At 62.9% G+C, this 13604-nt stretch carries 15 protein-coding genes and 1 tRNA gene; all 16 read left to right on the forward strand.

Features of this window, described 5'->3' with window-relative positions; genetic code table 11:
- Positions 1-70: 70 nt before the first annotated feature.
- The 16 genes from DIR46_RS21500 (at position 71) to nuoK (ending at position 13585) form a co-directional block, all read left to right on the forward strand.
- On the forward strand, positions 71-1021 hold the full coding sequence (locus DIR46_RS21500) for an MYG1 family protein (protein ID WP_109347064.1): 951 nt from the start codon (positions 71-73) through the stop codon (positions 1019-1021).
- Between the two features lie 77 nt (positions 1022-1098).
- Complete coding sequence (locus DIR46_RS21505) at positions 1099-2085, forward strand: NAD(P)H-quinone oxidoreductase (RefSeq protein WP_109347065.1); 987 nt, start codon at positions 1099-1101, stop codon at positions 2083-2085.
- A 159-nt stretch (positions 2086-2244) separates the two neighbouring features.
- Positions 2245-2991 carry a triose-phosphate isomerase gene (gene tpiA / locus DIR46_RS21510; RefSeq protein ID WP_109347066.1) on the forward strand — a complete coding sequence of 249 codons (747 nt, stop codon included), beginning with the start codon at positions 2245-2247 and terminating at the stop codon, positions 2989-2991.
- 115 nt (positions 2992-3106) lie between these two features.
- Positions 3107-3565: a preprotein translocase subunit SecG gene (gene secG / locus DIR46_RS21515; protein ID WP_109347067.1), complete on the forward strand. Its 459-nt coding sequence runs from the start codon at positions 3107-3109 to the stop codon at positions 3563-3565.
- Positions 3566-3862: 297 nt separating this feature from the next.
- A tRNA-Leu gene (locus DIR46_RS21520) sits at positions 3863-3947 on the forward strand.
- A 171-nt stretch (positions 3948-4118) separates the two neighbouring features.
- Positions 4119-4478: an NADH-quinone oxidoreductase subunit A gene (locus tag DIR46_RS21525; protein WP_109347068.1), complete on the forward strand. Its 360-nt coding sequence runs from the start codon at positions 4119-4121 to the stop codon at positions 4476-4478.
- Between the two features lie 3 nt (positions 4479-4481).
- Positions 4482-4958, forward strand: coding sequence for a NuoB/complex I 20 kDa subunit family protein (locus DIR46_RS21530; RefSeq protein ID WP_005666428.1), 477 nt, complete (start codon positions 4482-4484; stop codon positions 4956-4958).
- Between the two features lie 18 nt (positions 4959-4976).
- Complete coding sequence (locus DIR46_RS21535) at positions 4977-5570, forward strand: NADH-quinone oxidoreductase subunit C (protein ID WP_109347069.1); 594 nt, start codon at positions 4977-4979, stop codon at positions 5568-5570.
- On the forward strand, positions 5570-6823 hold the full coding sequence (locus DIR46_RS21540; protein ID WP_109347070.1) for an NADH-quinone oxidoreductase subunit D: 1254 nt from the start codon (positions 5570-5572) through the stop codon (positions 6821-6823). Before DIR46_RS21535 ends, DIR46_RS21540 begins: the two co-directional genes overlap by 1 nt.
- 17 nt (positions 6824-6840) lie before the next feature.
- Positions 6841-7317, forward strand: coding sequence for an NADH-quinone oxidoreductase subunit NuoE (gene nuoE, locus DIR46_RS21545; protein WP_109347071.1), 477 nt, complete (start codon positions 6841-6843; stop codon positions 7315-7317).
- The gene (gene nuoF, locus DIR46_RS21550; RefSeq protein WP_109347072.1) at positions 7314-8609 is read left to right on the forward strand and encodes an NADH-quinone oxidoreductase subunit NuoF; all 1296 of its coding nucleotides are present in this window, start codon (positions 7314-7316) and stop codon (positions 8607-8609) included. The genes nuoE and nuoF overlap by 4 nt, the downstream gene beginning before the upstream one ends.
- 21 nt (positions 8610-8630) lie before the next feature.
- On the forward strand, positions 8631-10973 hold the full coding sequence (gene nuoG, locus DIR46_RS21555) for an NADH-quinone oxidoreductase subunit NuoG (protein ID WP_109347073.1): 2343 nt from the start codon (positions 8631-8633) through the stop codon (positions 10971-10973).
- The gene (gene nuoH, locus DIR46_RS21560) at positions 10973-12064 is read left to right on the forward strand and encodes an NADH-quinone oxidoreductase subunit NuoH (RefSeq protein WP_109347074.1); all 1092 of its coding nucleotides are present in this window, start codon (positions 10973-10975) and stop codon (positions 12062-12064) included. Before nuoG ends, nuoH begins: the two co-directional genes overlap by 1 nt.
- Positions 12065-12074: 10 nt before the next feature.
- Positions 12075-12563, forward strand: a complete 489-nt coding sequence (nuoI, locus tag DIR46_RS21565) for an NADH-quinone oxidoreductase subunit NuoI (protein ID WP_005666441.1) — start codon at positions 12075-12077, stop codon at positions 12561-12563.
- Between the two features lie 24 nt (positions 12564-12587).
- Complete coding sequence (locus DIR46_RS21570; RefSeq protein ID WP_109347075.1) at positions 12588-13280, forward strand: NADH-quinone oxidoreductase subunit J; 693 nt, start codon at positions 12588-12590, stop codon at positions 13278-13280.
- A complete protein-coding gene (nuoK, locus tag DIR46_RS21575) occupies positions 13277-13585 on the forward strand; it encodes an NADH-quinone oxidoreductase subunit NuoK (RefSeq protein WP_005666445.1) in 309 nt (102 codons plus the stop codon). The genes DIR46_RS21570 and nuoK overlap by 4 nt, the downstream gene beginning before the upstream one ends.
- Positions 13586-13604: the final 19 nt, after the last annotated feature.

Genomic DNA, 13604 nt, shown 5'->3' on the forward strand with positions numbered 1-13604 from the left:
TTCGGCTTCGACTCACTCGCGCGCGCCTGTCAATACAGTGACGATGGCGCGGCGACCATTTGGAGCATGTATGTTGATTGCCACTCACGGCGGCAAATTCCACGCGGATGATGCGTGGGCGGTCGCCGTCCTGAAGGTGCTGTTCCCCGGGGCGGACATCGTCCGCACCCGCGAACAGGCCAGGATCGATGCCGCCGACTTCGCGATCGACGTCGGCGGGGTCTGGGACCCGGCCACGGGCCGCTTCGACCACCACCAGAAGGAATTCGACGCCACCCGCGTGTCCGGCGTGCCCTATGCCAGCGCCGGCCTGGTCTGGCGCGAGTATGGCGCGCGCTGTGTCGCCGCCCTGGCCGAACACCATACCGGCGAGCGGCTGGCGGACGATACGGCCCAGCAGATCGCCTACGCGATCGATGCCGACATCGTGCAATACCTCGACCTGTCGGACGTCGGCGTGGCCAAGAATGCGCCGGGCAGCTATGGCTTGTCGGCGGTGGTGTCCGGCTTCAATCCCGGCTGGCTCGACGAGCAGCGCCTGGGGTATGGCGAGGCGGTGGAGGTCTACCGCATGGGCCAGTTCATGCGCGCCGTCGAGTTCCTGACCGACATCATGGGCAATGCCGTGCGCTACCGTGTCGGCGCGATGCTGGCCGTGACCCAGGTGCGCCAGGCCGAGGTGCTCGAGGACGGCAAGCTGCTGTTCCTCAAGAATGCCGCGCTGCCCTGGAGCAGCGTGGTGCGCAAGGAGATGCCGAAGGTCCTGTTCGTCATCAGCCACAGCCTGACCGAACAGCGCTACATGCTGCACACGGTATCGGTCGACACCGAGAGCTTCGACGCCAGGGCCGACCTGCCGGAAGCCTGGGCCGGCCTGCGCGAAGCCGAGCTGGCGGCCGTGACCGGCGTCGAGGACGCGGTGTTCTGCCATACCGGCCGCTTCATCGCCGCCGCCCGCAGCTATGCGGGCGCCCTCACCATGGCGCGCCAGGCACTGGCGGCGGTAGAGTCGAGGGTATAAGGACGCGCACGGCGGCGCGCAAGCCGGCTCCGACTCCCGTACAATTACGGTTTTGCTAACACGGGGAGTAATCAACCATGCGCGCCATCGAGATCACCCAGCCCGGCAAGCCGGAAGTCCTGCAACTGTGCGAGCGCCCGACGCCGGTCCTGAAGGCCGGCGAAGTGCTCATCAAGGTCCACGCCGCCGGCATCAACCGGCCCGACGTGCTGCAGCGCCTGGGTAAATACCCGGTGCCGCCCGGCGCCTCCGATCTGCCCGGCCTGGAAGTGGCGGGTGAGATCGTCGACGGCGACCTGGAAGGTAGTGACTTCAAGAAGGGCGACCTGGTATGCGCGCTGGTGCAGGGCGGCGGCTATGCCGAATACTGCGCGGCGCCGCTCGAACAGTGCCTGCCGGTGCCGGAAGGCCTGAGCGCGCTGGAAGCGGCCACCTTGCCGGAAACATATTTCACCGTGTGGAGCAATGTGTTCGACCGCGCCCGCCTGTCGGAGGGCGAGAGTTTGCTGGTGCAGGGCGGCAGCTCGGGCATCGGCGTGACCGCGATCCAGCTGGCCAAGGCCCTGGGCCACCGCGTGTTCGCCACCGCCGGCAGTGCCGACAAATGCCGCGCCGTCGAGGCGCTCGGCGCCGACCGCGGCATCAATTACCGCGACGAGGATTTCGTCGCCGTGGTCAAGGAACTCACGAACGGCAAAGGTGTCGACGTTATCCTGGACATGGTGGCGGGCGACTACGTGGCGCGCGAGATCGATTGCCTAGCCGACGACGGCCGCCTGGTCGTGATCGCGCTGCTGGGCGGTGCGCGCGCCAACGTCGACATGGGCCAGGTGCTGCGGCGCCGCCTGCACATCACCGGCTCGACCCTGCGGCCGCGTCCGGTGGAATTCAAGGCGGCGATCGCGCAGCAGTTGCGCGAACATGCCTGGCCGCTGTTCGCTCAGGGAAAGATCAAGCCGGTGATCCACCAGGTCTTCCCCATGGAACAGGCGGCTGAGGCGCATGCCCTGATGGAGTCGAGCACCCACGTCGGCAAGATCGTGCTGCAGGTGCAGCCGGGCTGAAGTAAGCAAGAAGGGGCGTGCCGGCCGGGCCAGGACGGCCTCGCGGGCACGCGGTTTCGGCGGGTTCCAGGCAAAAATCAGCGAGCCGAGCAGCTCAGCCTTTGTTTGACCGCCATATGATCGACCGCTAGAATAGCGGGTTATTTGACATGGGGTAGTATGCGTCCCAAACTCGTCGTAGGTAACTGGAAGATGAACGGCAGCCGTGCAGCCAATGCGCAGCTGCTGCAAGGTATTCTCGCAGGATTGAATGACGGAGGCGCCGCGAGCGCCGTCTGCGTCCCCGCTCCCTACCTCTTTCAGTGTGAACAACTTCTCGCAGGCAGTGCAATGGCCTGGGGCGCGCAAGACGTCGCGACCGAGCCATGCGGCGCCTTCACCGGCGAAGTCTGTTCCTCGATGCTGCAGGATTTCGGCTGCCGTTACGTGATCGTCGGCCATTCCGAACGCCGGGCCTACCATGGCGAATCGAATGCGCTGGTGGCGGGCAAGGCCAAGGCGGCGCTGGATGCCGGCCTGACCCCGATCGTGTGCGTCGGCGAAACGCTGGAGCAGCGTGAGGCGGGCGCCACGCAGGACGTGGTCGGCGCCCAGCTGGATGCGGTGCTGGAAGTGGTGGGCGCCGACGCCGTGCCCAAGCTCGTGGTTGCCTATGAGCCGGTGTGGGCGATCGGCACCGGCAAGACGGCGACGCCGGCGATGGCCCAGGAAGTGCACGCCTTCTTGCGTCAGAAACTGCGCAACTGCAACGCCGAGGCGGCGGAACACGTACAAATCCTTTACGGCGGCAGCATGAAGCCGGAGAATGCAGGCGATCTGATGGCGCAGCCGGATATCGATGGCGGTCTGATCGGTGGGGCGGCGTTAAAGTCGAGCGATTTTCTCGGGATTATTCGAGCCGCGTAGTCCGGGCCGCGAAGGCGTGCAGCATAAGATTTGGCTATAGGCGTCACGAATTTTCGAATCTTTTGAAAATATAAGAAATTTAAAAACGTTGTTTTAAACTTGGAATGGAATTGCAATGATCTGGTTCAATTTGATTATCGTCGTGCAAGTTGTTTCGGCCCTGGCCATTATCGGCCTGGTCCTGATGCAGCACGGTAAGGGCGCCGATATGGGCGCCGCCTTCGGCTCGGGCGCATCGGGCAGCCTGTTCGGCGCCTCGGGTTCGTCGAACTTCCTGTCGAAGTCGACCGCAGTCGCGGCCGCCATTTTCTTCGGTTCGACCCTGGCCCTGGCCTATATCGGCAACAGCGGCAGCGGCGGCGAAAGCGGCGGCGGCGTCATGGGTCGTGTGACCGTGCCGTCGAGCCAGGCGCCTGCGACAGGCATTCCTGGCGGCGCACCGGCCCAGACCGCACCGGCCGACGTGCCGACCCTGCCGGCCACTAACGCCGCACCGGCCGAAGCCATCCCGGCGACCCCGGCCCCGGCAGCACCGGCGCCAGCGGCGCCAGCACCGGCCGCTCCAGCCAAGTAATGGGGCAGGGCGCGGCAACCGCGCCACATTTGTTGTTCAGAAACGCGCCGTTCTACGGCGCGTTTGTGCTTTTAGGCGTAGAATGCTGCGGCGCGTGGCTAAAGTATCAAGCCATGCGGTACGTGACCTTGGAATATTGACGCGTACCGTGTTTAGCAGTGCGGTCTTTCGGCGCCAGTAATTGATGAGCCATCGATTATTCGGCGACGTGATTCAAAAAATTCGCAAATATCCTTGTGATTGCGCAATTTGAGCATTGATAAGACATGCTAAGGCAGGGTAAAATACTGGTCTCCAGCCGACGTGGTGAAATTGGTAGACACGCTATCTTGAGGGGGTAGTGGCGCAAGCTGTGCGAGTTCGAGTCTCGCCGTCGGCACCAAAATTGTGAAAGAAAGCCAGCAAGGGCGCACGAGTTTTCCCTCATGCCTGAGCTGGCTTTTTTACGAGGATCGTCGTCCGGTCCTGGTGGCAGGCTTGAAGCCAGGTTCGCACGATTCGGTGCTGCATCCCCGCAGCATTTCATTAACCGATCGTTCAGGAAGCTTCAGCTGTGAACCTCGAAAATTATCTCCCCGTTCTTCTCTTTATCCTGGTTGGCATCGGTGTCGGTGTTGCTCCGCAGGTGCTCGGTCGGCTGCTCGGCCCGCACAAGCCCGACGATGCCAAGCTGTCCCCGTATGAATGCGGCTTCGAAGCGTTCGAAGACGCACGCATGAAGTTCGACGTCAGGTACTACCTGATCGCGATCTTGTTCATTTTGTTTGATCTGGAAACGGCATTCTTCTTCCCATGGGGCGTCTCGATGCGCGAGCTGGGTTGGACCGGTTTCATCACGATGATGGTGTTCATCGCCGAGTTCGTGGTCGGTTTCTGGTACATCTGGAAGAAAGGTGCCCTTGATTGGGAATAAGCCATGGCAATTGAAGGCGTATTAAACGAAGGTTTCATCACCACCACAGCCGACAAGCTGATCAACTGGGCGCGTACGGGGTCGATGTTCCCGATGACGTTCGGTCTGGCCTGCTGCGCGGTCGAGATGATGCACGTGGGCGCGGCCCGCTACGACATGGACCGCTTCGGTATCGTGTTCCGTCCATCGCCGCGTCAGTCCGACGTGATGATCGTCGCCGGCACCTTGTGCAACAAGATGGCGCCGGCGCTGCGCAAGGTCTACGACCAGATGGCGGAACCGCGCTGGGTGATCTCGATGGGCTCCTGTGCCAACGGCGGCGGCTACTACCACTACTCGTATTCGGTGGTGCGCGGCTGCGATCGCATCGTTCCGGTCGATGTGTACGTGCCAGGCTGCCCGCCGACTGCCGAAGCCCTGCTGTACGGCATCATGCAGCTCCAGAACAAGATCAAGCGCACCAACACCATCGCGCGCTAAAAACGGACGGCGTACTCCATGACGACAAAACTCGAGACCCTTGAACTCGCCCTGAAAAATGCATTGGGCGAGGGCGCTGCCATTTCGGCGGCGCTGGGCGAAGTGACCGTGGTGGTCAAGGCGGCTGATTACATCAAGACCATGACCACCCTGCGCGACGACGCCAGCCTGGCGTTCGAGCAGATGATCGACCTGTGCGGCGTCGACTACTCGACCTATGGCGAAGGCACCTACGAAGGTCCGCGCTTCGCGGTCGTGGTGCACCTGCTGTCGATTTCGAAGAACTGGCGCGTCCGCGTGCGCGTGTTCTGCCCGGACGACGACATGCCGCTCGTCGAATCGATCACCGGCATCTGGCGCGCCGCCAACTGGTTCGAGCGCGAAGCGTTCGACATGTTCGGCATCCTGTTCGACGGCCACGGCGACCTGCGCCGCATCCTGACCGACTACGGCTTCATCGGCCACCCGTTCCGCAAGGACTTCCCGATCTCGGGCTATGTCGAAATGCGCTACGACCCGGAACAGAAACGCGTGATCTACCAACCCGTCACGATCGAGCCGCGCGAGAACATCCCGCGCGTGATTCGCGAAGAGACCTACGGGACGAAATAATGGCTGAGCTTAAGAACTACACCCTGAACTTTGGTCCGCAGCACCCGGCAGCGCACGGCGTGCTGCGCCTGGTGCTCGAACTCGACGGCGAGGTGATCCAGCGCGCCGACCCGCACATCGGCCTGCTGCACCGCGGTACCGAGAAGCTGGCGGAAACCCGCACCTATCTCCAGTCGGTTCCCTATATGGACCGCCTCGACTACGTGTCGATGATGTGCAACGAGCACGGCTATGTGCTGGCGATCGAAAAGCTGCTCGGCATCGAAGCGCCGATCCGCGCCCAGTACATCCGCACCATGTTCGACGAGATCACCCGCATCCTGAACCACCTGATGTGGCTGGGCGCGCACGCGCTGGACATCGGCGCCATGGGCCCGTTCCTGTACTGCTTCCGCGATCGCGAAGACCTGTTCGACGTCTATGAAGCGGTGTCGGGCGCGCGCATGCACGCGGCCTACTACCGTCCGGGCGGCGTGTACCGCGACCTGCCGGACACCATGCCGCAACATAAACAGTCGCCGATCCGCAGCGCCAAGGCGATCGCCGAGCTGAACGAACACCGCCAGGGTTCGGTCATCGACTTCCTGGACGCGTTCACGAAACGCTTCGACGGCTATGTCGACGAGTACGAAACCCTGCTGACCGACAACCGTATCTGGAAGCAAAGGACGGTCGGCATCGGCGTCGTGTCGCCGGAAGACGCGAAAGCCATGGGCTTCACCGGCGCCATGCTGCGCGGCTCGGGCATCGCCTGGGACTTGCGCAAGCACCAGCCTTACGCGGCCTACGACAAGGTCGAGTTCGACATCCCGGTCGGCACCAACGGCGACTCCTACGACCGCTACCTGGTGCGCGTGGAAGAGCTGCGCCAGTCGAACCGCATCATCAAGCAGTGCCTGGCCTGGCTGCGCGCCAACCCGGGTCCTGTGATGATCGACAACAACAAGATCGCGCCGCCGAACCGGATGGACATGAAGTCCAATATGGAATCGCTGATCCACCACTTCAAGCTGTTCACCGAAGGCTTCCACGTCCCAGAGGGCGAGGCCTATGCCGCGGTCGAGCACCCGAAGGGCGAGTTCGGCATCTATATCGTCTCCGACGGCGCCAACAAGCCATACCGCCTGAAAATCCGCACTCCGGACTACGTCCACCTGCAGAGCCTCGACGAGATGGCACGCGGCCACATGATCGCTGACGCGGTGGCCATCATCGGTACCCAGGACATCGTGTTCGGCAGTATCGACAGGTAAGGGAAGGGCAGAGAAAAATGTTATCGCAGCAGTGCTACCAAAAAATCGATCGTGAGCTGGCCAAGTACCCAGCCGATCAACGCCAGTCGGCCGTGATGGCTTCGCTGGCCCATGCCCAGGTCGAACTGGGCTGGCTGTCGCCGGAAACCATGCAGGAAATCGCCGACTACATCGGCATGCCGGCCATCGCCGTGCAGGAAGTGGCGACTTTCTACAATATGTTCAACATCAAGCCGGTCGGCAAGCACAAGATCACCGTGTGCACCAACCTGCCATGCGCCCTGTCGGGCGGCGAACGCGCCGGCCAGTTCCTGAAGGACAAGCTGGGCATCGACTACCGCGACACCACCGAAGACGGCCAGTTCACGCTGATGGAAGGCGAGTGCATGGGCGCCTGCGGCGACGCGCCGGTCATGCTGGTGAATAACCACCGCATGTGTTCGTTCATGAGCGACGCCAAGATCGACGCCCTGGTAGAGGAACTGAAGAAATGACCAGCCTGCACGACCGTCACATCAAACCGCTGATCCTCGCCGACCTGAACGGCGAGAACTGGCACCTGGCCGACTACGTCAAGCGTGGCGGCTATGCGGCGCTGCGCCGCATCATCGAAGAAAAGATCACGCCGGAACAGATCATCGCAGACATGAAGGCCTCGGGCCTGCGTGGCCGCGGCGGTGCGGGCTTCCCGACCGGCCTGAAGTGGAGCTTCATGCCGCGCCAGTTCCCGGGCCAGAAATACCTCGTCTGCAATACCGATGAGGGCGAACCGGGCACGTTCAAGGACCGCGACATCATCCGCTACAACCCGCATGCGCTGATCGAAGGCATGGCCATCGGCGCCTACGCGATGGGCATCACCGTGGGTTACAACTACATCCACGGCGAGATCTTCCAGGACTACCTGCGTTTCGAGGAAGCGCTGGAAGAAGCGCGCGCGGCCGGCTTCCTGGGCAATAACATCCTGGGTTCGGAATTCTCGTTCCAGCTGCACGCCCACCACGGCTATGGCGCCTACATCTGCGGCGAAGAAACCGCCTTGCTGGAATCGCTGGAAGGCAAGAAGGGCCAGCCGCGCTTCAAGCCGCCATTCCCGGCCTCGTTCGGCCTGTATGGCAAGCCGACCACGATCAACAACACCGAAACGTTCGCGGCCGTCCCGTTCATCCTGAACATCGGTGCCGAGAACTATATGGCGCTGGGCAAGCCGAACAACGGCGGCACCAAGATCTTCTCGATCTCGGGCGACGTCGAGCGTCCGGGCAACTACGAAGTTCCGCTGGGCACGCCGTTCGCGACCCTGATGGAACTGGCTGGCGGCATGCGCGGCGGCAAGAAGATCAAGGCCGTCATTCCTGGCGGTTCGTCGGCGCCTGTCGTTCCTGGCGACCTGATGATGCAGACCGACCTCGACTACGATTCGATCGCGAAAGCGGGTTCGATGCTGGGTTCGGGCGCCGTCATCGTCATGGACGAGACCCGCTGCATGGTCAAGTCGCTGCTGCGCCTGTCGTACTTCTACTACGAAGAATCGTGCGGCCAGTGCACCCCGTGCCGCGAAGGCACCGGCTGGATGTACCGCATGGTCCACCGCATCGAGCATGGCCAGGGTCGTCCGGAAGACATGGATCTGCTGAACAACATCGCCGACAACATCAAGGGCCGCACCATCTGCGCGCTCGGCGATGCGGCTGCGATGCCAGTCCAGGCGATGATCAAGCACTTCCGCCAGGAATTTGAATATCACATCGAGCACAAGCACTGCCTCGTGCCCGCATACCTTTAAACCAGGTCAGGTAACGATCAAATGGTTGAAATCGAATTAGACGGCAAGAAAGTCGAAGTCCCACCGGGTTCCATGGTGATGGACGCCGCAAACAAACTCGGCACCTATATTCCGCACTTCTGCTATCACAAGAAATTGTCGATCGCAGCAAACTGCCGCATGTGCCTGGTCGAAGTGGAGAAGGCGCCCAAGCCCCTGCCGGCATGCGCTACCCCCGTGTCGCCAGGCATGATCGTGCGCAGCCACAGCGACAAGGCCGTGCAGGCACAGAAGTCGGTGATGGAATTCCTGCTCATTAACCACCCGCTGGATTGCCCGATCTGCGACCAGGGCGGCGAATGCCAGCTGCAGGATCTGGCCGTCGGCTACGGCAAGAGCGGCTCGCGCTACGAAGAAGAAAAACGCGTGGTGGCCCCGAAGGAAGCGGGCCCGCTGATCTCGATGGAAGAGATGTCGCGCTGCATCCAGTGCACCCGTTGCGTGCGTTTCGGCCAGGAAGTGGCTGGCGTGATGGAATTCGGCATGCTGGGCCGCGGCGAGCACTCCGAGATCACCACGTTCGTCGGCAAGACCGTCGACTCCGAAGTGTCCGGCAACATGATCGACCTGTGCCCGGTCGGCGCGCTGACCAGCAAGCCGTTCCGTTACTCGGCACGTCCTTGGGAACTGCAGCGCCGCAAGTCGGTGTCGCCGCACGATTCGCTGGGCGCCAACCTGATCGTCCAGGTCAAGGGCGGTAAAGTCATGCGCGTGCTGCCGCTCGAGAACGAAGCGGTCAACGAGTGCTGGCTGTCGGACAAGGAGCGTTTCTCGTACGAGGCGCTGGACAATGCCGATCGGTTGACCAAGCCGATGATCAAGCAGGACAACAAGTGGATCGAGACCGAATGGTCGACGGCCCTTGAATATGTTGCCCACGGCCTGCGCAATATCCGCCACGAGCACGGCGCCGACAGCCTCGCGGCCGTCGCCACCGCCCACTCGACCGTGGAAGAACTGTACCTGCTGAACAAGGCCTTCCGCGGCTTCGGCTCGGAGAACGTCGACTTCCGCCTGCGCCAGAGCGATTTCGCGCTGGACGGCCAGGTGACCCCGTGGCTCGGCATGCCGATCGCGCAACTGTCGACCCTGAAGCGCGCACTGGTCATCGGTTCCTTCCTGCGCAAGGATCACCCGCTGGTCACCACCCGCCTGCGCGCCGCCACCAAGGCCGGCCTGCGCCTGTCGGTGCTGGGTGGCAGCGACGAAGAACTGCTGATGAAGGTCGCCCACAAGCTGATCGCGGCGCCAAGCGACTGGCTGGTCGCGCTGTCGGAGGTCGTGGTCGCCATCGCCGCCGACAAGAACATCGCCGTCCCGGCCGGCTTCGAGAACGTCGAAGCGTCGGAGCAGGCGAAAGCCATCGCCGCGTCGCTGGTCGTCGTCGGTGACGTCGACGTGCCAGGCGCCATCCTGCTGGGCAACGCCGCCGCGCAACACCCGCAAGCCTCGAAGATCCACGCCGCCGCGCAATGGATCGCCGAGCAGACCGGTTGTTCGTTCGGCTACCTGGTCGACGCCGCCAACAGCGTCGGCGGCCACCTGGTGGGCGCTACCTCGGGCAAGAAGGAATCGCTGTTCGCCACGCCGAAGAAAGCCTATGTGCTGCTGAACGCGGAACCGGAACTGGATGCAGCCAACCCGCAGCAAGCCGTCGCCGCCCTGCAGCAGGCCGAGATGGTCGTCGCGATGTCGGCCTTCAAGCACGGCATGGAGTACGCCGACGTGCTGCTGCCGATCGCGCCGTTCTCGGAAACCTCGGGCACCTTTGTCAACTGCGAAGGCCGCGCACAGAGCTTCAACGGCACCGTGCGTCCGCTGGGCGACGCGCGTCCGGCCTGGAAAGTGCTGCGCGTGCTGGGCAACCTGCTGGGCCTGACCGGCTTCGACTACGAGACGTCGGAAGCGATCCGCGACGAAGCCTTCGGCAAGGGCAATACCGACCTGTCGGCCAAGCTGAACAACAAGGCGACGCTGGCGCCATCCGCGGGCAGTTACGCCCCGGCCGGCCAGCTCGAGCGCCTGACCGACGTGCCGGTGTACTTCACCGACGCGCTGGCCCGCCGTTCCGAGCCGCTGCAGCGCACCGCCGACGCGAATGCGCCGCTGGTCACGCTGTCGAAGACGGTCGCCGAGTCGATTGGCGTGAAGGCAGGTGACAGCGTGAAGGTCACCCAGGGCAATGGCTCGGCCATCCTGGTCGCCAACGTCGACAAGACCCTGCCGCCCTACGCGGTGCGTGTCGCCGCCGGCCATCCGGCCGTCGCCGGCCTGGGCGCGATGTTCGGTTCCATCCAAGTTGAAAAAGCAGGGGAGGGCAAGTAATGGCAACGCCCGGTTATATCGATTCATTCAACGCCGGCGGCGCCGACCTGCTCGGCCCGGTCTGGCCGCTGGTCTGGACCATCATCAAGATCATCGCCGTCGTCGCGCCGCTGATGATCGCGATCGCCTACGCCACCCTGTGGGAACGTAAATTCATCGGCTGGATCCAGATCCGTATCGGCCCGAACCGCGTCGGCCCTGGCGGCCTGCTGCAGCCGATGGCCGACGGCCTGAAACTGCTGATCAAGGAAATCGTGATTCCGGCTAAGGCGAACCGCAACCTGTTCGTCATCGGCCCGATCATGACCATCATGCCGGCGCTGGCCGCCTGGTCGGTGGTGCCGTTCGGCCCGCAGTTCGCGCTGGCCGACGTCAACGCCGGCGTGCTGCTGCTGCTGGCGATCACCTCGGTCGAAGTCTACGGCATCATCATCGCCGGCTGGGCCTCGAACTCGAAGTACTCGTTCATGGGCGCGATGCGCGCCTCGGCGCAGATGATCTCGTACGAAATCCCGATGGGCTTCGTGCTGGTGGTCGTGCTGATGGTCTCGGGCACCCTGAACCTGTCGGGCATCGTCGCCGGCCAGCAAGTGGGCATGTTCGCCGACATGGGGATCAACTTCCTGTCGTGGAACTGGCTGCCGCTGTTCCCGCTGTTCATCATCTACCTCGTGTCGGGCCTGGCCGAGTGCGGTCGTCACCCGTTCGACGTGATCGAAGGCGAATCGGAAATCGTGGCTGGCCACATGGTCGAGTACTCGGGCATGTCGTACGCGATGTTCATGCTGGCCGAATACGGCAACATGATCCTGATCGGTACCCTGGCGTCGCTGTTCTTCATGGGCGGCTGGTCGGCGCCGTTCGCCTTCCTCGAAGTGGGCGGCACCATTGGCGGCTTCATCGGCTTCTTCTGGCTGTTCCTGAAGGCCTTCCTGTTCGTGACCTTCTTCATCTGGGTCCGCGGTACCTTCCCACGCTACCGCTATGACCAGATCATGCGCCTGGGCTGGAAAGTGTTCATCCCGCTGACCCTGATCTGGCTGGTCGTCGTCGCCGTCTGGATGCAGACGCCGTGGAATATTTGGAAGTAAGGAACACACAATGTCCAGAATGAAAGAAATCCTCGGCAGCCTGATGCTGACCGAGTTGATCAAGGGCCTTGCCCTGACCGGGAAATATGCGCTGTCGCGCAAGATCACGGTCCAGTACCCGGAAGAAAAGACCCCGATGTCGAACCGCTTCCGCGGCCTGCACGCGCTGCGCCGCTACCCCAACGGGGAAGAGCGCTGCATCGCCTGCAAGCTGTGCGAAGCGGTGTGCCCGGCCATGGCCATCACGATCGAATCGGCGCAGCGCGATGACGGCACCCGCCGCACCACGCGCTACGACATCGACCTGACCAAGTGCATCTTCTGCGGCTTCTGCGAAGAATCGTGCCCGGTCGACTCGATCGTGGAGACCCACGTGCTGGAATACCACGGCGAGAAACGCGGCGATCTCTACTACACCAAGGAGATGCTGCTCGCCGTCGGCGACCGCTACGAAGCCGACATCGCCGCCGCCCGCGAGGCGGACGCGAAGTACCGCTAATAACAATAGGGTCCTGGGTAAGTCATGACATTTACAACTGTTCTGTTCTACGTGTTCGCGGCCATCATGGTGCTGGCCGCACTGCGCGTCATCACGGCCAAGAATCCGGTCCACGCCGCGCTGTTCCTGGTGCTGGCCTTCTTCAATGCGGCCGGCATCTGGCTGCTGCTGAAGGCCGAGTTCCTCGCCATCGTGCTGGTGCTGGTCTATGTCGGCGCCGTCATGGTGCTGTTCCTCTTCGTCGTCATGATGCTCGACATTAATATCGACCGCATGCGCGAAGGCTTCTGGGGTTACCTGCCGGTGGCGTCCATCGTCGGCGGACTGATCGTGCTCGAGATGGGCGTCGTGCTGTGGCACGGCTACAGCAACTTCGAGCAAAGCGCCGAAGCGGCCGCCCTGAACATCGGCGGCACCAAGGAACTGGGCCTGCAGATCTACACCCGCTACATCTACGGCTTCGAGATCGCCGCCGTCGTGCTGCTGGTGGCGATCATCGCCGCCGTCGCCCTGACCCTGCGCCGCCGCAAGGACACCAAAGCCATCGACCCGGGCCAAGCGGTTCGCGTCAAGCGTAACGACCGCCTGAAGATCGTCAAGGTCGACACGGTCAACCAGCGCGCCATCGACGCGGCGAACGTCGAGAAGGCCGCCGCGGCAGCCGCTGCAGCCGCCGCCGCCGCAGGATCGCCTGCCGAACCCAAGGAGCCAAAATGACGTTGTCGCTCGCACACTACCTGATCCTGGGCGCGATCCTGTTCGCGATCTCGGTGGTCGGCATCTTCCTGAACCGGAAGAACATCATCATCCTGCTGATGGCCATCGAATTGATGCTGCTGGCGGTGAACCTGAACTTCATCGCGTTCTCCCATTACCTGGGCGACGCGGCGGGGCAGATTTTCGTGTTCTTCATCCTGACCGTCGCTGCCGCCGAATCCGCAATCGGCCTGGCAATCCTGGTGGTCCTGTTCCGTAACCTGGACACGATCAACGTGGAAGACCTCGACAGCCTCAAGGGCTGATGAGCTCGTCTCGATAACA

Origin of the sequence: Massilia oculi, assembly GCF_003143515.1 — a bacterium.
GTDB classification, from domain to species: domain Bacteria; phylum Pseudomonadota; class Gammaproteobacteria; order Burkholderiales; family Burkholderiaceae_D; genus Telluria; species Telluria oculi.

Excerpts from the sequence above, each read along its gene's own strand:
- DIR46_RS21500 (WP_109347064.1), top strand. The coding sequence starts at position 71 with ATGTTGATTGCCACTCACGGCGGCAAATTCCACGCGGATGATGCGTGG.
- DIR46_RS21505 (WP_109347065.1), top strand. The coding sequence starts at position 1,099 with ATGCGCGCCATCGAGATCACCCAGCCCGGCAAGCCGGAAGTCCTGCAA.
- tpiA (WP_109347066.1), top strand. The coding sequence starts at position 2,245 with ATGCGTCCCAAACTCGTCGTAGGTAACTGGAAGATGAACGGCAGCCGT.
- secG (WP_109347067.1), top strand. The coding sequence starts at position 3,107 with ATGATCTGGTTCAATTTGATTATCGTCGTGCAAGTTGTTTCGGCCCTG.
- DIR46_RS21530 (WP_005666428.1), top strand. The coding sequence starts at position 4,482 with ATGGCAATTGAAGGCGTATTAAACGAAGGTTTCATCACCACCACAGCC.
- DIR46_RS21535 (WP_109347069.1), top strand. The coding sequence starts at position 4,977 with ATGACGACAAAACTCGAGACCCTTGAACTCGCCCTGAAAAATGCATTG.
- DIR46_RS21540 (WP_109347070.1), top strand. The coding sequence starts at position 5,570 with ATGGCTGAGCTTAAGAACTACACCCTGAACTTTGGTCCGCAGCACCCG.
- nuoE (WP_109347071.1), top strand. The coding sequence starts at position 6,841 with ATGTTATCGCAGCAGTGCTACCAAAAAATCGATCGTGAGCTGGCCAAG.
- nuoF (WP_109347072.1), top strand. The coding sequence starts at position 7,314 with ATGACCAGCCTGCACGACCGTCACATCAAACCGCTGATCCTCGCCGAC.
- nuoG (WP_109347073.1), top strand. The coding sequence starts at position 8,631 with ATGGTTGAAATCGAATTAGACGGCAAGAAAGTCGAAGTCCCACCGGGT.
- nuoH (WP_109347074.1), top strand. The coding sequence starts at position 10,973 with ATGGCAACGCCCGGTTATATCGATTCATTCAACGCCGGCGGCGCCGAC.
- nuoI (WP_005666441.1), top strand. The coding sequence starts at position 12,075 with ATGTCCAGAATGAAAGAAATCCTCGGCAGCCTGATGCTGACCGAGTTG.
- DIR46_RS21570 (WP_109347075.1), top strand. The coding sequence starts at position 12,588 with ATGACATTTACAACTGTTCTGTTCTACGTGTTCGCGGCCATCATGGTG.
- nuoK (WP_005666445.1), top strand. The coding sequence starts at position 13,277 with ATGACGTTGTCGCTCGCACACTACCTGATCCTGGGCGCGATCCTGTTC.